The 20,581-nt window shown below is 34.5% G+C and carries 18 protein-coding genes; 2 read left to right on the top strand and 16 right to left on the bottom strand.

The genetic code is table 11. From position 1 onward, the window contains the following. Window positions 1-121: 121 nt before the first annotated feature. Window positions 122-1,792, top strand: coding sequence for an asparagine synthase B (asnB, locus tag Q0948_RS03350; RefSeq protein ID WP_298347743.1), 1,671 nt, complete (start codon window positions 122-124; stop codon window positions 1,790-1,792). A gap of 151 nt (window positions 1,793-1,943) precedes the next feature. On the opposite strand, the gene Q0948_RS03345 is transcribed toward asnB, so the two are convergent. The 10 genes from Q0948_RS03345 to Q0948_RS03300 form a co-directional block, all read right to left on the bottom strand. Continuing rightward, a complete protein-coding gene (locus Q0948_RS03345) occupies window positions 1,944-2,501 on the bottom strand; it encodes a carboxymuconolactone decarboxylase family protein (protein WP_298347745.1) in 558 nt (185 codons plus the stop codon). A gap of 69 nt (window positions 2,502-2,570) precedes the next feature. Next, window positions 2,571-3,134, bottom strand: coding sequence for a TetR/AcrR family transcriptional regulator (locus tag Q0948_RS03340; RefSeq protein WP_298347747.1), 564 nt, complete (start codon window positions 3,132-3,134; stop codon window positions 2,571-2,573). A 75-nt stretch (window positions 3,135-3,209) separates the two neighbouring features. Beyond that, entirely contained in the window at window positions 3,210-3,695 is a 486-nt protein-coding gene (locus Q0948_RS03335) for a MepB family protein (RefSeq protein WP_298347749.1), read from the bottom strand. Between the two features lie 77 nt (window positions 3,696-3,772). Then, on the bottom strand, window positions 3,773-4,084 hold the full coding sequence (locus Q0948_RS03330) for an immunity 53 family protein (protein WP_298347751.1): 312 nt from the start codon (window positions 4,082-4,084) through the stop codon (window positions 3,773-3,775). 11 nt (window positions 4,085-4,095) lie between these two features. Beyond that, window positions 4,096-4,611 carry an NUDIX hydrolase gene (locus Q0948_RS03325; protein WP_298347753.1) on the bottom strand — a complete coding sequence of 172 codons (516 nt, stop codon included), beginning with the start codon at window positions 4,609-4,611 and terminating at the stop codon, window positions 4,096-4,098. A 237-nt stretch (window positions 4,612-4,848) separates the two neighbouring features. Further along, the gene (locus Q0948_RS03320; protein WP_298347755.1) at window positions 4,849-5,970 is read right to left on the bottom strand and encodes a DUF262 domain-containing protein; all 1,122 of its coding nucleotides are present in this window, start codon (window positions 5,968-5,970) and stop codon (window positions 4,849-4,851) included. After that, window positions 5,963-6,742, bottom strand: a complete 780-nt coding sequence (locus tag Q0948_RS03315; protein ID WP_298347756.1) for an FRG domain-containing protein — start codon at window positions 6,740-6,742, stop codon at window positions 5,963-5,965. Before Q0948_RS03315 ends, Q0948_RS03320 begins: the two co-directional genes overlap by 8 nt. 234 nt (window positions 6,743-6,976) lie before the next feature. Further along, a complete protein-coding gene (locus Q0948_RS03310) occupies window positions 6,977-7,642 on the bottom strand; it encodes a hypothetical protein (RefSeq protein WP_298347758.1) in 666 nt (221 codons plus the stop codon). Window positions 7,643-8,123: 481 nt separating this feature from the next. Then, complete coding sequence (locus Q0948_RS03305; protein WP_298347760.1) at window positions 8,124-9,254, bottom strand: hypothetical protein; 1,131 nt, start codon at window positions 9,252-9,254, stop codon at window positions 8,124-8,126. A gap of 206 nt (window positions 9,255-9,460) precedes the next feature. Beyond that, on the bottom strand, window positions 9,461-10,228 hold the full coding sequence (locus Q0948_RS03300; protein WP_298347762.1) for a hypothetical protein: 768 nt from the start codon (window positions 10,226-10,228) through the stop codon (window positions 9,461-9,463). 307 nt (window positions 10,229-10,535) lie between these two features. Here Q0948_RS03300 and Q0948_RS03295 point away from each other — a divergent pair, with 307 nt between their 5' ends. Next, window positions 10,536-12,935 (top strand): O-antigen ligase family protein, encoded by a 2,400-nt coding sequence (locus tag Q0948_RS03295; RefSeq protein WP_298347764.1) that lies wholly within the window; start codon window positions 10,536-10,538, stop codon window positions 12,933-12,935. A 166-nt stretch (window positions 12,936-13,101) separates the two neighbouring features. On the opposite strand, the gene Q0948_RS03290 is transcribed toward Q0948_RS03295, so the two are convergent. The 6 genes from Q0948_RS03290 to Q0948_RS03265 all read right to left on the bottom strand — a co-directional run bounded on the left by Q0948_RS03290 (window position 13,102) and on the right by Q0948_RS03265 (window position 20,571). Next, window positions 13,102-15,066, bottom strand: coding sequence for a DUF2075 domain-containing protein (locus Q0948_RS03290; protein WP_298347766.1), 1,965 nt, complete (start codon window positions 15,064-15,066; stop codon window positions 13,102-13,104). A gap of 203 nt (window positions 15,067-15,269) precedes the next feature. Then, window positions 15,270-16,094 carry a M23 family metallopeptidase gene (locus tag Q0948_RS03285; RefSeq protein WP_298347768.1) on the bottom strand — a complete coding sequence of 275 codons (825 nt, stop codon included), beginning with the start codon at window positions 16,092-16,094 and terminating at the stop codon, window positions 15,270-15,272. Between the two features lie 36 nt (window positions 16,095-16,130). After that, on the bottom strand, window positions 16,131-17,267 hold the full coding sequence (locus Q0948_RS03280; RefSeq protein WP_298347770.1) for a hypothetical protein: 1,137 nt from the start codon (window positions 17,265-17,267) through the stop codon (window positions 16,131-16,133). 174 nt (window positions 17,268-17,441) lie between these two features. Next, a complete protein-coding gene (locus Q0948_RS03275) occupies window positions 17,442-18,689 on the bottom strand; it encodes a hypothetical protein (RefSeq protein ID WP_298347772.1) in 1,248 nt (415 codons plus the stop codon). Between the two features lie 218 nt (window positions 18,690-18,907). Beyond that, window positions 18,908-20,149 carry a hypothetical protein gene (locus Q0948_RS03270; protein ID WP_298347774.1) on the bottom strand — a complete coding sequence of 414 codons (1,242 nt, stop codon included), beginning with the start codon at window positions 20,147-20,149 and terminating at the stop codon, window positions 18,908-18,910. After that, complete coding sequence (locus tag Q0948_RS03265) at window positions 20,146-20,571, bottom strand: hypothetical protein (RefSeq protein ID WP_298347776.1); 426 nt, start codon at window positions 20,569-20,571, stop codon at window positions 20,146-20,148. Before Q0948_RS03265 ends, Q0948_RS03270 begins: the two co-directional genes overlap by 4 nt. Window positions 20,572-20,581 lie beyond the last annotated feature (10 nt).

Here is a 20,581-nt window from a genome sequence, read left to right as displayed (position 1 = left end):
TATACATTTACATACTTACTCTATATATGGTTACAATTTGTAATCATAATTGCTATTTATGTTTTATTAATGAAAGTGTAAGTGCATCTTTGACTTATCAATAACAAATAAAACAAGTATTATGTGTGGAATTGTATGCGCCTTTGATCTAAAGGAGAAAGCCGAAGATTTACGCCCCCAATTATTAGAAATGTCTAAAAAAATTCGTCATAGAGGACCGGATTGGAATGGAGTTTTTAATAATGAGAATGCGATAATGACTCACGAGCGTCTCTCTATTGTAGATCCCGCTTCTGGAAAGCAGCCTTTGTTTTCAAAAGATAAAAGCCTTGTGCTTGCGGCAAATGGGGAGATATACAATCACAAAGAGCTGCGTGAGCAACTCACGGGAGATTATGAGTTTCAAACAGCATCAGACTGTGAGATTATACTCGCGCTTTATAAAGAGCACGGTCACGACTTTTGTGATATGCTCAACGGTATTTTTGGGTTTGCACTCTATGATGTAGAAAAAGATGAGTACTTCGTAGCTCGTGATCATATGGGTATCATCCCTTTATATATGGGATGGGATCAACACGGTACTTTTTATGTAGCGTCAGAGCTTAAAGCACTAGAAGGTGTTTGTTCAAAAATAGAATTATTTCCTCCGGGACACTATTATTCTAGCACAACGGGAGAGCTTACTCGCTGGTACACCCGTGACTGGATGGAGTATGATAATGTAAAAGATAACGAGTCTAGTATAGAAGAGTTACACGATGCACTTGCGGCCTCTGTAAAACGCCAGCTTATGAGTGATGTACCTTATGGGGTATTACTCTCTGGAGGTCTAGACTCCTCTATTACTAGTGCCGTGGCAAAGCTCTACTCTGAGAAGCGTATAGAGTCTGGTGATAAAACCGGAGCGTGGTGGCCACAGTTACACTCTTTTAGTATAGGGCTCAAGGGGTCCCCCGACCTTGCGGCTGCTCAAGTAGTGGCAGATCATATAGGCACTGTACATCACCCTATAGAGTTTACGATACAAGAAGGGCTAGATGCCATAAAAGATGTGATCTATCACCTAGAGACCTATGATATCACTACCATAAGAGCCAGCACCCCAATGTACCTTATGGCTAGAGTAATCAAGTCTATGGGAGTAAAAATGGTACTCTCTGGTGAGGGTGCAGATGAGATTTTTGGTGGGTACTTATATTTCCACAAAGCGCCTACGGCAAAAGATTTTCACGAGGAGACCGTACGTAAACTAGACAAGTTGCATATGTATGATTGCTTGAGAGCAAACAAGTCACTTGCTGCCTGGGGTATAGAAGGACGTGTACCCTTTTTAGATAAAGAATTTATGGATGTGGCAATGCGCCTCAACCCAGTAGATAAAATGATAACCAAAGAACGCCGCAGTATGGAAAAGTGGATCTTACGTAAGGCGTTTGAAAAATACCTTCCAGAAAGTGTAGCCTGGAGACAGAAAGAACAATTTTCTGACGGTGTAGGCTACTCGTGGATAGACACACTTAAGGATGTGGTAGATCAAGCAGTAAGTGCTACCCAAATGGAAAACGCACACCACCGCTTCCCAACGCATACACCACAAAACAAAGAAGAGTTTTACTACCGCAGTATTTTTGAAGAGCACTTCCCAAGTGATGCTGCAGCGCTTTGTGTCCCATCTGTACCTAGTGTGGCGTGTAGCACCCCTATCGCACTAGAGTGGGATGAAGCATTTAAAAATATGAACGATCCATCGGGTAGGGCAGTAGCCTTTGTGCACGATGATGCCTATTAAGATTTTTGTTTTATTAGTTTAATTGTAAAGAACCCACTTGTAATGAGTGGGTTTTTTTTACGCTTTCGCGAAAGCGGACTCATACCCGTAAAATAAAAAAGCCTTAGTAGGGGACTAAGGCTTTATAATCATTAAGAGGGGGATCGGGTATTTATACGGTCTCGGCTTTCCAAGCAAATTTTTGGAAAGGCTCATCTACTGGCGTATTTGCGATGTGGTTTGTGTAGTTACTTATCACCTTTTGAGAAAGACCCAAAATGATATCTAGCACTTGTCTCTCACCATATCCTGCAGCATAAAATGTATCAAGATCTTCTTGAGTTACGTTACCACGGTTACGAGTAACTGTAAGTGTGAAGTCACGTAGTGCCTCAAGCTTCTCAGACGGTAAGGTAGTCTTGTTGCGTAGGGCATCTGTGATGGCAGCGTCTACCTTCATCATATGTGCAATCCCTGTGTGTGCTGGTACACAGTAGTGACACTCGTGCTCTACATTAATAGTTTGCCATACCACGGTAAGCTCATCATTATCAAAAGAAGACTCACCAAATAATTTGTGAAGTGTCTGGTAAGCTTCTAGTAGCTGAGGTGACTCAGCTAGTACGCCGTGTAGGCCTGGTACCATTCCAAAGGCTTTAAGAGATCCCTCAAGTAAAGGCTTACTTTCTTGTGGTGCAGAGTCAATGTCGTGAATTTTTAAAGTAGTCATAATTTTTCTTTTTCTAGTTATTGTTAAATATATCTAAACAATCGTTTAGTTTTAGTGTAAAAAAAACCGTTACTGGTTTTTAAATATGTTTTCTATATAATGTGATAATTGCTCTTGTGTAAACATCCTTGTGGCAGATGAGAGTCCAAACATTGCGATAAGCAAGTAATCTGCTTCGGCTGCAATTTCTTGCGGCGTCTTAGTGCCATCTTGTGCTATGATGGTTGCAAATATGGTTTTAATCTCACCGGTAAAACTTGCTAGTGCATCCTTAATACCTTGGTCTGCATCTGGGCCTATCTCATTTGCCGTATTTGTCACTAGGCACCCTTTACCATACTCGGTCTCTCTGGTAAAAGTTATAAAGTTGTAAAAGTATTCCTTTATACCTGCTACGCCTTTTTGTGTTGCCTTGAGCTCATTTACAAGTTTGTACAGCTTCTTTTTATAACAAGCAATGCTCTCTAAAAAAACACCGTTCTTACTGCCAAAACTTGAGTAAATAGAAAATTTATTAATCCCCATTTCCTTTTCAAGCATTTGCATAGAGGTGCCCTCATAGCCGTTACGCCAAAAAAGGTTCATCGCCTTCTCAATCACCAGGTCTTCTCTATATGCTTTTTTTCTTGCCATACTTGTAATAGGATACAAAACTAACCACTTGGTTAGTTATCGCCAAGTTTTTAACGTTTATTTAGTGTATGGTGGCTAGAAGAGGTGTGCTAGTTTGTTAAGATCACTAGCATTATCTAGTTTGTAAAAATGCGGTACTTGCCACCTTTGTGTGGCAATGGCTTGCTTGCTCGTAGGTACATCCCAGGGAGGGTAGACTCGAAAACCGCGCTTGCCTTCTTTGTGAGCTGTGCTTACTATCGCCTTGTCTTGCAAGCGGTCTTTTGTAAAAACAAACACGCCCGCCTTGGTCTCGTTGCTTGCATAGATGATGTAATAATCAAAGAGGTCATCTATGTGAAAAGGTGCAATAGGTGCTATGCCCTCTCTTTTCCAAAAGGTCACAAACTGCCCTACTTTTTTTGGCGTCTGTTTGGCTTTTCTGTAGATGATGGTCTTTTGCCCGACTATAAAGCTACAGCCCTCATATGCTTTGCTCTCTGCATCTTCTGTATACTTAGACAGCTCCAGATGATGTGGAGCAATAAACACGTCTATAAGTATGCAGAGTGATGGATGCATTTATCAGTTAGTTAGCTTGTAGCTGTTTTTATGGTCTGGGTAGATGTAGTGGGTGACACCACTACATCTACCTTTCTTTATGGCTCGATGCCTTCTATCTTCTCAATGGTTTCTTTAAAGAGCCCGAGCAAAAACTGTAGTTTTTGTGCATCTCCAGAGGCGCTGAAGGTTTTATCTTCAATCTTTACACTATACCAGTCGTTCTTATTTTTCTCGTTAAGTATTTGTGGGATAGCCAGTGTAGCCAGTGAGGTGTTAGACACATCTATCTCTACTTCCCAGCCGGGGTTATCTGTGGTGTTTATTTGTATGGCTTCGCCTTGCTCCCAGGTACCATTACAGTTGTTTAAAAACCACTGTTGTATCCAGTCTAGTATGGTATCATTCATAAGGTGTGTTTTTATAAGGTATTTGCAATGTGTTTGAGTAAAAACGTCTCGCGCTCTATACTCATCCCTTTTTTTGAACTCGTTGCTATGGTATGCTCATTATGAGCAATGGCCTCTTGTATGGTGATCCATACGGCTTTCATCCCGTTGCTCGTCTCATAACGCTCTAGGCTTGCTGTGCCCAGTTCTTTATGCACCTCACAGGTGTAGCAATAAGAGATTATATGCTGTATATCGTGCGTGGGTTTATACCACGGTCTGTACTCCTCATAGGTGCCGTAAGGCGTGATGTTTGTAATACCCATCGCTCCCGTCTCCTCACGCAGCTCTCGCATCATACCCGTGATAATATCTTCCCCCTCATCAAGACCACCGCCAGGCAGGCTGTAATCTTCATAACGAGCAGTATACATAAGCAGTATGTGATCACCCTGCATCGCTATGCTCCTTGTGGTAAGCCGCTTGATGATAGACTTGCCCTCTAGGCTTGTGATATCTGGGTGATAATGTGTCTTTAAGTGTTGCATTGCGGTAACGTAAGTAGCACGCAAAAATACCTACTTATTTCGCTTTTTGCGGCTATAAAGGTCGTAAAGTATGCAGTACTATGATTACGCTTTCGCGAAAACAAAAAACCACCCGTTCCTATTTTGAGGTGGGTGGTTTTTTTTGTGATTTTGCAAGTACACGCCAGGTGAAAGCCTATGCTTAGTTTTGTTGAGGTAATTTTGTTTTTAACTCAGTTCTTTGTCATCTGCAATGTTTTAAATAAGTTCTTCTTCATTATCTAATTCAAAATCATTTAAAAGTACGTTTGTTTCTATACTAATACTGCCATCTTCTTCAAATTTTGAATAAAATCTAATGATAATTTCCAAGCGTTCATTTAGTGACTTTTCTCGGTGAACACCTTGTTGATTCCATCTGTCAAATTCTATTAAAATCGATATTTGTTCTTCGTCTGGTAAAGACCTATTCTCTGTTCGAATTTGTTCGAATTGTTCTATGAATTTTCTTATTGTTGTTAAGTTGGGATTGAATCGTGATATGAAAAAATAATAAACAGGAATAATTCCTTTACCTCTAAGAAGTACGTCTTTATCTTCAAAGGCCTCAACAAATTTGTCTAGTTCCGAAATAGTTTTAGCAATTAAATCACCGCAATCTTGACTTTCATATTGATGTGCCCTTACAAATACATCTAAAACATTATTGGTTAAAGAAACAAGTTCATTGTTTGACTCAACAAATAATATTCTTGTAAGTAAATCTTGGTGTTGGTATCTAGGATTTTTGAATCTAATTTTTTGTTGAAAAAAGCTGTGATTTTCAACTATTTCTCGGATTTCCCTATTTAAATGGCCACCAATAGCATTTCTTTTCTCAGCATTAGTAAGAGCGTAACCACCATTTAGTCTTAAAAATAATTCTTCAAGTTTATCCTCTTCGTCAGTTACAACATAAACAATATCTAGAATATATTCCTCTATACTGCTAGCGATAGTTGGGTGTCTATTTGACAATTCGGAAAATCGTAGATTAGATAGATTTATATTAGAATCTTCATAAAATACAAAGTTATCTGAGAGACTAAATTTATCATTAAGATAATCTAAAATTGTTTGTAGTCTTTGCTTTCCGTCAATAACTGCGTAACTGAAACCTTTGGGGTTTAATATGTTATTAGCTTCTACGAAATAATTAAAATAAAACTTTGGAATATCGAATCCGTTTATAATAGTGTCGATTAAAAGCCTTTTTCGTTCATTACTCCAAATCCCACCATATCTCTGATAAATTGGGAAGAAGTCAATCTTATCTTGAATCTTATGAAATGTACCTACACTTAGAGGTTCCATCTCGCCTAATTTTAATATCTTAAACATCAGCCTCTAAATTTTGATTATACTCTCTTTTTATTTCAAGTGCTAAATTATTTAAATCAGGGTAAATTGTACTTTCTGTCATTCCTAAATAATATAGCTGATTTTTAAATGCTTCTATATTAGCATTTGGTATTATAATCTTGGTAAGAAAATTATGTGCATCTGCTTTATCCTCTAAATTAAATTTATTTGTATTCGGAAATAGAGTAAATGTCCCTTTCTGAGCTGCAATTCTTTTGTTATTTAATGGTCCGGTTATCGCAATTGGGTAGTCAGCTCTAGCAGCGGCTTCAATTTTGAAAGAAGCTTGAGCATTTCCGTTAACTGAAATATCAGGTATTTTGTCTTCTGGTGTTAAAACTACTCTGGTACTTTCATTTAAATTAATTGGATTTAGACACCAAATAGCGGCATCTGTATCAATATGGTCTTCTCTAAACATAATAGCAAAACCGAGTGCAACTAATGCGCTACTTGACCAATCTAAAAGCCTAGTAGGCACTCCGTGATGTTGCATTATAAATAACCATTCCCAATAATTTTCCACAGGTCTATTTGTCAGATATGGCAAAGCTCTGGATTTGAATTTCGTTTGAAATGATTGTTCATATTTTGGCTCATAATTACCCCGAAAGATAGAAGGCGATAGCGTGTAGTTGTGATTAGAATTACCTCTAAACCAAACAGAACTATCTGCTTGAGAAATTCTCTCAATCTCTGTAAGGAATTCTGGAAATGATTCTGTAGTAATAATTTCTATTTCAGGATTCATTCTTTTGTTTTTAGTTCGTTGTTTTTTTACATTACGAGTGACGGGATTGTGTAAGAATAGTAGGGCGGAAAAAACGCACGAACCATTCTGTTTAACACAAGCGAATTTTTAAATTTATCTATTTTCTCTTAAAGATCGCCAAATTTAAAAATTCGGCGACTTTCCAAATATGCCTTAACTTCGATTAAGCAAATGATTAACTATGAGCTATATACGGTGTTGGCGTTTCGTTTTCTATTCCAATGTCGTTCCGTCATCAAAAATAATTTTCTCAGGTTTCCAAACAACCTTTAGGTCTTTTAAGTCCTTGTTTTTCAGAGCTTGGTCTTCATCCTTAAATTGATTATAGTCAGTTGTTGCATTCCAAGTAATTTCTTTACCTGCTTCAATTGGTTGGTCATAAACAAAGCTCAATGAACTAATCTTGTCATCAAATAAATTTGTGAATGTTATTCCTCCTTTAACCGCTCTTATTTTCTTATCTGATTTGTTTTTAATTACAAATTTGTATGTTATATAATCTTCATAATCATATTTAGTGAATCCTTTTTCATAACAGGAAACCATAACAGCCTCGTTAAGTCTTTTTGTTCTTTCAGCTTCTTCTTTAGCGGCTTTTTCAGCGAGTGCTTTTTGTTCCGCTTCAATTTTATCTTGCTCCTCTTTCCATTTTTTTCCGTTTTCTAATATTTCTCCATAAGTCATATCTTCAAGATTTTTATCTTGAAATTTTAACCTTATCATTGAGCCAGCTAAAAGTTTTAAATCAGTTGAATCGATTTCTTCTTTAACTTCTTTAAGGTCTTCTTTTGCAGTCTCTTCGTTAAATTTCTTTTCTAAAGGTGAATTGCAAGCGAAAAAAAGAATTGTCATTCCAAATAGTAATAATTTTCTAGTCATTTTGGTTATTTTTAACTTTACCTACTCTTTAATTTAGTCGGATTTTCGGTTTACTCCGTTTTTTTTAAATGAACGCCGATTAGCGTATAACAGCAAGTTCACTATTTATGGCTCGTAAGCCCAGTAAAACCTGCGTCTTAGTTGATTATTTTAGTTTAATAGGTCGTATCTCTTTTTTGGTTGCATAAACGTAAGCTTATAAACCGCTACGCTACAGTGCTCTAAAATACAGTACTACGATCATACCTCTTTACGGTTTTCCTTATTCTGTGCACATTTTTATAAACATTTTCCTACAAAAGGAGTTGTGGGGTTGTGGGTGGTAACTTTCGCGAAAGCGCAACAAAAAAAACGGCTACCTAGTGAAAGGTAGCCGGGTTTTTCAAAGAATGCACTTTACGTTTTATTTTGTTGTTTAAGTTTTGAATTTTTGAAATAAAATGTAATAGCGCATAGGGAGATCTCTGCCAGCTAAAGCTATTTATTCAAACGGTACTCTAATCTTTGTCTCTTTTACGTCCATCCTTGTCTTATTTAAAGTTACAGTTATGGGTTCTTCTCTTTCCCTATCGTATTCTACTATTTCAAAAGTTTTTACTTCTTTTATAGACACTACTTTTACATCGACATCAATACCTTGTATTTGATTATCATTATGTAATCCAATGTAAAAAGTTCCTTGCGTGATGTTTGAATTTTTCCCGTATGCAGCAATACCTTTACCGGTATCGTTTTGTAAGTATTCTAGCCCATTTATAAATTTTTCAGCATTTTCATAATCTGGGAGAAATGTATAAAATACATCTTCACCAGTTTTAGGTATAAGCAACTCTGATACTGTACCCACTGCTAGCCCTGCAAGTGGGGTACCGTAAATTGCTGAAACTCCGTTTGCTAATTCACCCACTGCTCTTGCATTTTCTTTATATGCTTGTTGAGCTTCTTGACCAACACCAATCCAATATGCCCAAGCAATTAATCTTTCTTCTTTCAAATCTGATACCATAGGGTTGGGAAGATCTACTCTTAAGTAGGTGCTACTTCTATTGTCATTATAATAAGAGTGAACGCGCTGGCTTTTATTGAAAAGAATATCTTCTATGTTTTCGGTTTTGACTAATTCTCTTACTTTTTCCTTATACTGAATTTTTTTATAACCCGTAATACTGTCAATTGTATAGGGTGTGTAAATGGTATCCCTTATGGTCTTCCATTTCCAATTGGTATTGAATTTTTTTGTGGATTCATCAGCAGGAATTCTGAAAATTTTAATTTTGCCTACCCTTTTTGTTAAAGAAGAACTATAGAATTTAAACTTGTAAAGTCCTTTGTTCCTTATATGAATTTGTTTTTTTGAGATTTTTTGCACTTTAAAATCAGCAAAAATCTTATTGTTGGGCATTTCATAAACCTCAACTTCTTTTATGTGTTTGCCTTTTACCATTTCAAAGTCAAATTCAATAATATCACCTTCGGCAAAACTGAAAAACAGTTCCTCTGTTTCGTCAAGGTTTAATGAAATTGTAGATTCTGTTACTAAAATAGGTTTTTGAGAAGCAAATAAGTTTTGTGATATAATAATCACAATTCCGAATAGTACTTTTTTAATCATATAGTTTTATTTATTTAATGGTTTAATGAGATCTTTCAATAATTGTCTGATATACAAACTGCTGTTTTTTTATTCTACGCACATTTTCCTACAAAAGGGGGTGTAGGGTTGTGGGTGATACTTTTCGCGAAAGCGCAACAAAAAAAAAGGCTACTCGGTAAGGTGTAGCCGGATTTTTGTGATTTTAATGAGTAAAAACTTTTACTTTAGTCTCTGATACCGTCAAAGAACCAATATTCATTACGGTTCACTAACTCGATAACAAATTCTTTTGAACCTTTGGTAGAAGTACTGTCAATTAAAGAGGTTAAAACAAAAGCCTTATTTTTTTCAATTCTTACATTCTGGACTTCTATGCTAATATTCTCAGATTCAGCCAAAAGTTCAGTAAATTTTCTGTGAGCTTTTTTGTTAGAAATTAGGTTCATTTCAGGAAGGTATGCCGCCATCAGAAACATTGTATGTGCGTCACTATAGTCTTTTAAATATGGGTCGTTGAAGTATTTTAAATTAGAAAATTCCCCACTTGTAACCGCTTTAAAAAGATATAGAACGACATCCTTTGGTGATTTTTGTAATGGATAAACAAAAGCCTTTTCACTTTCTGGTGATGACAAATAGCTTTGTATGTTTTTCTGCATAGTAACGAAGACCTCTCTATTGCTTTTTGCCTCAATTATGTTCTTTTCGTTTTCTACAGAATCATACCTGTAACTATACCTAGATTTCCGATTTAGCGCATCTTCTAGTGCATTTGAGGTGTTAGAATCAGCTTTGGATAATATATCTTCTAGTTCCTTATTTCTTTGTTCAATTCCGTCTTGTAAAAAATACTTTTCTAATTGATCAGTGATTTCAATCTTTTTACCTAGACTTTTTTGAATTGAACCACTAGAGTCACCACTAGCATTTGAGTTGATATCGCTTTTACAGCTTAAGTTTAAAGCTAAAAGAATAAGTAATAGTTTTTTCATAATTTCTTGATTGATGTTTTTAAGCATTAACTATAAATAGGTTTTTCCTACATTGAAACCTCGAAAATATGTATTTTGAAGTATATTTCATTACGGATTTCCTTATTCTTATTAATTTTTTATGATATTTTCCTACAAAACGGATTGTAGGGTTGTGAGTGGCACTTTTCGCAAAAGCGTCATTATGAGTTGCTGTTGCATAAAATTGTGCGCTATTCTTGGGTCCACGGTTTTGCTAATAAAACGTTAAAAAGGTTTTCTTAACTTCGTCGTGTCAATGGTGACAAGAATAAAAGAAGTTTGACATTTGGAAAATTCTCGAGACACCTTAAACCTACTGGGGTTTAAACTATTAATAGTTCTGTACTGTGTAATAAGTATCATCCCTCGTTTTGAAGCGATAGACCCTGTAGGATCTCAGTGGTTCTACTTTGGGGTTATAAACCTTTTAGGTCTTATATTTTTTTATAACAACCGTACGCTAGGGGTGCTGCGCACTTCTTCTCGTGTTGCCTTTTGGTTTTTTGGCATCTACCTGGTCTTTTTTGTTGCCTGTTTGGTATCCATTTTTGGGAGTTTAAATATCTCTGAGGGAGTAAAAGATATTGCCCGCGTGGGAATCACGCTGGTAGGGGTGTTTAATCTTTATCTCATTTTTAAAGTTGCGCCGCATCGTTTATTTGCGTTTTTAGTCAAAACATTACACGTCATTGTGTTTATTATTGGGATTCAGATTATATTTCATTTTATTGATAACTGGAGTGTCCCACGTACCGTACCGCTACTTAAAGAAACGGAGCTGCTCTTTGGGAGTCGTAATGTGACAGCGGCTTTTCTTTCTATTACTTTACCCTTTATTATTTCTGGAGTTTTAAAACACGCAGGGCGCTGGAGAGTGATGTCATTGCTTACGCTCTTTGTAAGTTTTACAGCATTATTTTATGTGGGAGCACGTGCCGCAGTATTAAGTGCGACGGTTATATTCTCTTTATTTATCATTTATTTTATCATTGATGGGGTGCGCTCTAGCGCTCTGGTACAAAGACTTAAATATCCGCTCCTACCTATTATAGGTATTCTTATAGCGGGCTTCTTGCTAGTAACTAATTCTAATAGACTGGATAGAAGCAAAGCCAATAGCTATAAAAATATACTGACCACATCTTATCGTGCAAACAGTGGAGCAGCTGTCACAGTAAAGCCCACACAATCTGTCACTAGTACCAAGTCTTCTGGACGTCTCCTATACTATAAAATGGCTATGGACGACTTTAAGAGGAGTCCCCTAGTAGGTGTTGGATTAGGAAACTGGAAGCTAGGGAATAAAGACTTGTATTATAACCAGTCTAATACAGATCGATTTTTGTATCCCTTACGAGTGCATAATGACTTTTTACAGATACTGGCAGAGACAGGCATCTTAGGTTTTATACCTTATGTCTTGTTATTTATAATGTTATCTGGCGGTATATTGTTGCTCTTCTTTAAAAATCAAGATTCAGAAAAAAGATGGACTTTTCTTGTGCTTGCCTTAGCCCTTATTGCTTACGGGCTTGATGCTTCTATAAATTTCCCGCTAGAGCGCACGCCTATCCAAGGTTTATTTGCCATACTAGCGGCGCTTATCATCTCACTTATGGAAACCGAAGGTGTGAAGATGAAGAGCCAAAGCGAGAAGCCAAAACTCGCTTTACCACTCGTACCGGTACTTATAGGTTTAGGAATGGTAGGGCTGGTAGCAGCTGTGATTTCATATGCCAAGTATGACTCGTATGTAAACCAAAATTATATCGTAGCAGATACGGGATCTCAAAACTTAATGACCGCAGACTATGTCTACTCATACGGGCAAGCTAGGGGGAGAATAGATGGCTTTTTTGAAATAAGTGGTGCAGGTAGACCTAATGAGCACGTGATGGCTATGTATGCAATGAGCGAGGGTAATAATAAACTGGCGTTGCAACACCTAGATAAATCGATTGCTATTGCTCCTAACCAGTATGAGTCTAAAATGCTCAAGGCGATTATATTTGGCCAGCGTCAAAAAAATCTTGATAGCGCTATCTATTATGCAAAGCAGGGATTTGAAAAATACCCAGCCATAAAGAATAACTACGTCATCTTGCTTAATGCCTACCGTGATAAGGGAGATACCGTAAATTATTTTAAAACATACGACGCTCGATTAGAACGTTTTCCAAATGACGTACAGCAATGGAAAGCAAAAGCTTCTCGCGTGTTTGAATTCTATAAGGATACAGACCGTGCCGCTGCAATAGTAGATCAAGCCATAAAGCTCAACCCTAGCGATAGCAGCCTAGTTCTGTTTAGAGAAAAATTCACCAGCCGCAAGAATGAGGGATCTATACGTGCTTGGTATAAAAAAGGATTTGACTTTATTAATGAGAAAAAATATCCAGAGGCTAAAAAGGAGTTCTTAAAAATACTCGCAGTGACTCCGTCTAATAATCCCACACTACTTAACCTAGGTATTATAGAGGTTAAGATGAAACAGTATGAAGATGCCGTAGCGCATCTCACAAAAGTGATAGATGCAAAAGCTTTTAAAGACGGAAGACCAGAATATAATAGGGCAGTGGCTTATGAACGCCTAGGTAACAGTGAGCGAGCAAAACGCGACTATATAGTGAGTAAGAAAAAGGGATATAAACTCGCTCAAAACCTCCCCAAAAGTAAACTGGAGTAACAGTACTTAAATTTTTAAAAGACCGCTTTCGCGAAAGCGTACATATAATAAAAAAAGGCTACCCAGTAAAGGGTGGCCATTTTTATGGTTTTAGGGCTTAAAAGCTTGTGCTGAGCATAGCCGAAGAGGCCTGCTTTTTAATTCAGTTCTTTGGTGTACTGCGTTTTTATAGTTCTTCAATTCCTATTTCTTTTAAATAATTCCAAGTACCATCATAATAGCAATCAGGCCTTGTGTGATCTATTTCAGATCCTTTAGGTAAATATATTACCATTCCTTGTCTTGCACGAGTTAAAAGGACTCGGTATGTGTTTTTTAAGTATGATTTACTTATTTCTTGATTTATATTTTGCCACTTGCTTCCTTTGAAATTCTGGAACTTCCAATTATTATTATCAATATAAAAGTTTGCACCCCAAGCTAAGCAAGACCAATCTATTTCTAAACCTTGAATGTCAAATTCGGTTGCAATTTCTTCAAGAAAGTATGAAGATCTTATATCTTTTTTGCCATTTAAAAACCAGTTGGGAGCAGAAATTTCATTTTTAACATTAATTCCTAATGGTCTCAGTCTTCTAGCTCCAGAAGAAGCAATTACTCCAGTTCTTTCACTACCTTTTGCTTGTTTTCTAATCCAACTTTTTGCTTTAGATAATTCACGTGTGATTTTTATAGGGAAGTCACCTTTAATTTCTTTATAAAGTTTACTAGTTTTTTTCGTGTCTAACTCTAAAAGTTGGTGAACAAATGCGGATAATTTTTCAGATCTAAATGATCTCACGGAAACGGATAAATGCAATTCGCTTTCTGAATTTGCATTGTCAGAAAGCCAGTTTTTTTGTTCAAGTGTTTTTATATAATTTTTGCTATCAGTTATTAGGTTGGAATAATGAACATTCCAATCTTTAAATTTATTTTGAAGGGAGTTTATCCATTCTTCTAATCCTGCTTCTCCAGTATTTATTTCTTGACCACCACCAATTAAGCAAATAATAGTGCACCAATCTTTATGTCGATTCATTACATCAATTAAAAATTCGGGCTCAGACATTTCAAAGTTCTCAATCCCTTTTTTACGTTTCATAAATGAGCTAACCTGCTTTTTATTCCAAGCTCTTTGTGCTTCATCAAAAACGACAACTTTTTCAGTTGGTTCAACATTGTACTTTAGATATTCATCTCTAAAATGGTGTATGTTTTGAATAAATGTATTTGTTTCTCTTTTTGCATTTTCTTTTGTTATTGTTTCTCCTTTTTCTTTTGAGTTTTTAACTAAGTCACGGGCTAAGGCTTCTCTAAGCACATCTACCAGAGGACCATTTCCAGAAAGAAAAACTGCGTGTTCGTCTTCATCTGCTTTTAATCTTTCATTTGCAATATTTAGACCTGCTAATGTTTTTCCTGCTCCTGGAACTCCGGTAACAAAACAAATTGTTTTTTTGTTGTTTCTTTTTGAATCATTAATGATTCTATTTAAGCAGTTTGCAGTTTTAGATAAATTTATTGCTCCAGAATCTGATCTTGATATTTCTTCTACTTTATGTCCTTTGTAAAGTGCTTGTGCTGCTTCAACGATAGTAGGAGTAGGTTTGTATATTGATGATTCCCAATTTTCATAATCTATGTTGTCTGAAGTCTCTGTTATAAAAGATTTCAAAGCATTTTTTAGGTTTTTTTTATTTGTTTTAACCACAGTTATGTGATTGATAGTATTATTTATTTCTATAGCTTGATTTTCTGCGTTTGTGGCAACTAAAATGGGAATTAGTTTTGCATTATGACTTCCTTCGTGAAAATTTTTTAAATCTAGTGTATAGTCTAAAACTTGAGCTTGAGCATAACTTTCAAAACCACCATCACCAACCTTAAATTCAACCACAAATACTGAGTCATTAATGATAATTATATTGTCAACTCGCTTTCCCATTCTAGGGATAGCGAATTCAAAATAAATTTGACCTTCAAATTCAGATAATTGCTCTTTTAAAATTTCAATTTGCTTAACCCAGGCATTTTTTTGCAAGTCCTCTAATTGCCTATTAGAATGATTCAAACTTAATTGACCTAAGATAGAGTTATTATCTTCTGCAATAAATTTTGATATTAAATTTTTATAATAAGCTCTGTTCATTTATTAATTAGAATTTTTTAATGTAGTACAACGGTTTTCTATAGGGCTTGTATTTTGTAAATCACAGTTTTAATTTTGAAATTCACTAGTTATCTTTTTATTGATAAGACGTCAAATTTAAAATTACGGTAACTTTCCAAATATGCCTCAACCTTAATTAAGCAACTGCTTACCTAATAGCTATATGAGTTGGTGTAAAACAGTTATTTTCGGACTATATCATTCTTCTTCAGGTTCTTACTTTTATAACCTTCTATAAATTCGAATGGGATAGATTTTAGTCCATCATTACTGTTTACTGGTACTAAACAATTAAAATGCAAATGTTCAATATCTGTTTGACCTGTTTTACCAGATAAGGCAATTGGTTGGCCACTAATAACTTCATCGCCAACTTTAACGAGACTCCCATTTTTAACTAAGTGAACATATTGAGTAAATAAACCTGATTGTGGCTCATAAATCGTCACATAATTGCCATAAGGTTTCCATTGATCTCCTTTGCCACCGTGTTTATATTTATCTACAACACCTACAACAAACCCGCTTGTTGCAGAGCAAATAGTGTCATTTGTTTTTAAATCAAAATCTATGGAATATCTCGAATAATCTGTACTATGAGTGTAATTAGTATTATTTCCTTGAATTATTTTGTATTCTTTTTTATTTGGGAAAGGTAATTCAAGTTTGATTTCGTCTATGTTCTTAGCAACACTTCCTAATCGTGAACTAAACTTGATGTCGCTATTGGTTTGATTTACTTTTGGAAGGACTATTAATGTGTCTGATGTACTGTTAAGTTCTATTGGATTGAGCTGGTTAAATCTATTTTGCAGTTCATTATCATCATTAAACAGCCATACTCTTAAAGGACAGTGTAAAGGGTTTTTAAGTTGAATTTTTAAATTGTTATTTTCAAAACTATATGATTTGAAATATTCATATTGTGAAAATCTATCAGTTGGTAATTTTGTTGAATTACAACTTACATTTATGAGAACAAATATGAATATAAATACCCTGTGCATTTTTTGTTTTTAATTTTTCTATTCTAAAAGTAACTTTTAAATAGGCTTGTTTTTTAACTCAGTTCTTTGATAGTCACCGTATTTTGACTTTTCAAATGGTCTTTTATCTGAAGTGTTGATTTTATATTGTTCCAAAGCCTCTTCCTGAGTAAGATCTGTTGGCATATTTTCAACGAATGTCATAACTGATGTAAATATGAACGGTATGTTGCTTCTTGAATTAAAATCAGATTTTGTTGCAATGTCATCTAGTTGATCAGCATTCCATTTTTTTCTTATTCTATTGGCACTCTCATATTTTTCTTTAGATAAATTTGGAAGCCATATTTTGTTATTTAGAGAATCTGGCAACAAGTGATGTCTATATTGCCAAGTTGAGTAAACCTCAAAATCTCCTTTGTCTTTATCATTTTGGAAATGTAGGTAAGAGATTGCCTGTTCAGGATCAAATCGTCCCTCATTTACTGCCTTGCAAAGAATTGGTTCAAGATCAATTATATTTTTATTGCTGCTTCTTTTTTGAGATGTATGAACTAAAACCACATCGTGATTTTGCCCTCTTAAAGATTTTCTAAAACCGAGCTCCATCTGAGAAGGAAAGCCAACAGAATCTGCTATTGAAAGTATCCTGTTCATATTAATCACTCGATTAGCTTGAATAGTGTCATTATGAGTATCATACATAGGTCTGAATAATTGATCTCTTTCATAAATTGACTTGAATTCGTTTCTTAATCTTGAATCATATTCAATCGTTCTTTGCTTTATAAAAGAATTCCAAAGGTTTTCATCTATATAGGTGCTGACAAAAATTGACTTCAGCAATTCTAAATCATCAGAATTATTTATAAGTAGTTGAAGATTTAAATCTCTTTCATCAAAATTATTAGAGAGTTGATTTGAAAGTGCGGCATTATAAACATCTGCACCAAAAGGTTTTTTGGTTTCTCTAAATGCCAATGAGTAATTTCTGGATGCTCTATCGAAATCACCATTACAAATTGCAATTTCAGCTTTATTAGTTAGCGTGTAATATGCAGTAATTGCTTCATTATTATAGTTGCATTTTGTTAACTCTGTGATGACAGAATTATCAGACTTATTATTGGTCTCATTACGGTTTTTACAACTTATTTGAATTGTCAGAATAATTATAATGATTGTTATTCTCATTCTTTAAGTTTTATGGTGACCAACGGTCTTATGTATGAAACGTAGCGTGTAAAAAGACACTAACTTTTCAGATTAACACAGAGCCGAATTTTTATGCTTTGTTTTTAATTTTTCTATTCTAAAAGTAATTTTCAAATAGACTTGGTTTTTAACTCAGTTCTTTGTTGTAAAACGTTATTTGATTATCTCTAATTTCAAATGACTAGGTTGTCTGGTGTACCATCTAATCGTTTGCGAACTTGCCTCTTTCATAAACTCATTCAATTCATCATATTCTGAAGGCTGTATTTCATCTCCAGTCAGATTGAAATTTGATTTTGCGTGAACAACTTTATTTCTTGTTTTATAAATAATTTTTCCAGCAATATTACAAGCTGTTGTTAATTTTTGCTTATTAGTGGAATAATCTAATTCTTTTACTTGAATATTCGATTTAATTTTCTTTATCAACGAAGCTGGAAGTGTTGGAAATAAACCTACAAAATCGAAACAAGTATTGAACGAAGCTTTAATTAAATCCTCATCATTATATCTGTCACGCATAGAATTCGCGAGTGTAAATATTGAGCGAATATAATCTCCATCTTCAAAGGAACTTTTAGGCGCATCTAATTTTTTTCTCATCAATTCGTTAGCTTCTATATTCACAGCAATTGGCGAGAAATGTTCTAATACCTTATAAAAGTTGAGAAATTTAAGTTCTGGGTCTTTGATTTGTATAGCTGAAACAAAAAATTCCATTCCGATATTGTAAGGTTCCAGTTCTCTCAAACTCTCAAAATCCCCTTCTGCAATATCTCCAGTTATGTCGGTTAAATCATAAATTGGATTTCTTATTTCAGAGAAGGTAAGTGCAATATTCATTGTGTCAGCAACTTCGAATATATATGAGTTAATTAAATTTTCCTCATCTTCTTTGCTTAAAATATCATTATCAGTTTCATATTCGATTCCGATAGATATATATGGCGTAATAGTTCCCCAAGCATCATTCTCATATTCCTCTAGTTTTGTTGCGGCCATTCCAACTATTATTGACTCATCAATTAAGTTTATATGATAGCCTTTTCCTTTTGTATGTAATGAATGAAAAGATAAAATGTGTTCATCTGTAAAGTCATTTGCACTTACTAGGTAATACCTTGACAATTTTGCCTTAATATAACTGCTATCAATTATTTCAATGGTTTTTATTTCATCTATACTATCAATAAAATAATCAGGTTCAATAAACGTATAATCGTGTTCTCCAGGAAACAAAATTTCTAGACCCTCAATATCCTCTTCTTCATCAATAATTTCTTTAATTCTTTCATCAGTAAAAATTAATTCTTCATTATCGTCTATCATTATCGGGCAAAAATCCAAAAGGGCTTTAATTCCTTCGTTGATTTTTTCTAATTGTTCCTTATTAAGTTTCATTTTCTAATTATTGCCAACGGCTCCGTATATGAAAAGTAGCGCTAAAAATAAGCTGTTACTTTTCGGATTAAACACAAGCCGGATTTTTAAATTTTACTAATTATTTTATTTTTGGAAATTTGTCAAATTTGAAAATTTAGCAACTTTCCAAAATGCCTAAGCCATTGTTTTAGCAATGACTTGCGCTATTTTTTATATACACTGTTAGCAGTAGTAATTTACGCAAATTCAAACGCTGTATTGTTTTCAAAATCGTCTACAGTCAAAAGAAAATTATCTTCCTTAAATGGGAAAATAGAGTGAATTGTAATTTCACTTTCTTTAGTGACAGAAATTAAATTTCGATACCTTTTGGATGAAGGATAAGTTCTAACATTAATTGAAGGGCTCGTTTCTATAATTTTCGCCTTCGAGTTTCTATAAAGAACAACTTTGTCAAAATACTCAACAACACAACCTTCAGGAACTATTGATGTTGATAAAGGCTTTAAAAATTTTGCGCTACCATTTTTCAAAGTTGGTAATGCTTTATTTCTTGACACGAAATACAACTGTTTGTCTTTTGGTTTTTTTAAATTAATATTTACAAAACTTCCGTCTTTCATAAAAAAGAAACCAGAGGTTGAACTGTTAAAGCAATAATTGATTTGTTCTTTTTCTATTAGTGAATAAGACAATAAAGATGAAAGGTCGAATTTAGAAGAACCAAAATCCGTTATTCTACGTCTTTCAGTATTTTCATCAAATTTGGAATATGTTGGTTTTTCTTTAATTTTTTCTGTCTCATTTACGTAATACTCAAAATCATTTTGTTTATCATAATTTACCACATCATAACCTGACCAACTAGTTCGTATTGATTTTTTAGAAACAGATGTTTCATTAACAATGAGGTTGTTAGAACTGTTTAAAAAAGTTCCGTGAAATAAGCCATTACTATTTGAAGAAATAATTATTTCCCCAGATTTAGCATTCAAGCAAGTGACTTTTGCATCAAAACGTTTTTTAGCTTTAGTAGGTTCTAAATTATATCTGTCATCGGAATTTAATTTGATTTCATAAAGCCCTTCTTTACTTCCAATGTATAAGCGCATTGCATACATTTTAAGGTCTAAAACAGGCATAGTAGGAACTTCGTCAACTATAGTATAATCACCCTCGTCAAGAATAATTTTGAATTCCATTTCTTCTGAAGCTTTTTCCCATAATTGAATGAAACTTTTTTTCATTTCTCCAATGCCGAAAAATACTTCTGCCTGTCTGTTGTTGAGATAATCGTTTCTTTGGAAGGAAACTCTTATCAAATTTTCGAAATCAGGATATTCATTTATGAGTTTATATATAATGCGAGATAAAGGCGAATATGCAATTCGACCATTTAACATAATAAGAAATAAATGACCACTATAAATATAGCTCTCTATTGCATCAACTTCTAATGTAAATTTGAGAGTTTTCATATAGCTCCTTTTAAAATCTTAATTCTCATTCTATAGTCAATAACATCATCGTTATACCATTTTTCCACAGTTTTGGTACTTGGTTCAAATTCTCCGCTATTAACTGGGAAACCGTGCCAAGCATCATTTTTATTTGCTGGATTTGGGAAAAAAGATAGTCTTTCTTCTCCATTTCCTAAAACAATATTCCCATTTTCTAAAATTCCGAATAATCCATTTTTTTCTTTACAAGTCCAATTTCCTTCATCAGAAAGTCGAAAAACTTCAAATTGCTCGTTCTTTTTCAAAATCCATTTCGTCTTATCGGAATTTTTTTTTGCAGTTTTATTGTGATAAAAGACTGGATGGTAATAATTATCATTTTTAGTTGGGCCAAAATTACCATCTTCATTCAATTTGACTTTCGGAAATTTATATTTCATAGGTTTTTTG

This window comes from uncultured Dokdonia sp. (genome assembly GCF_947496725.1).
Taxonomy (GTDB): domain Bacteria; phylum Bacteroidota; class Bacteroidia; order Flavobacteriales; family Flavobacteriaceae; genus Dokdonia.
This window is presented reverse-complemented; position numbering and strand designations above follow the sequence as displayed.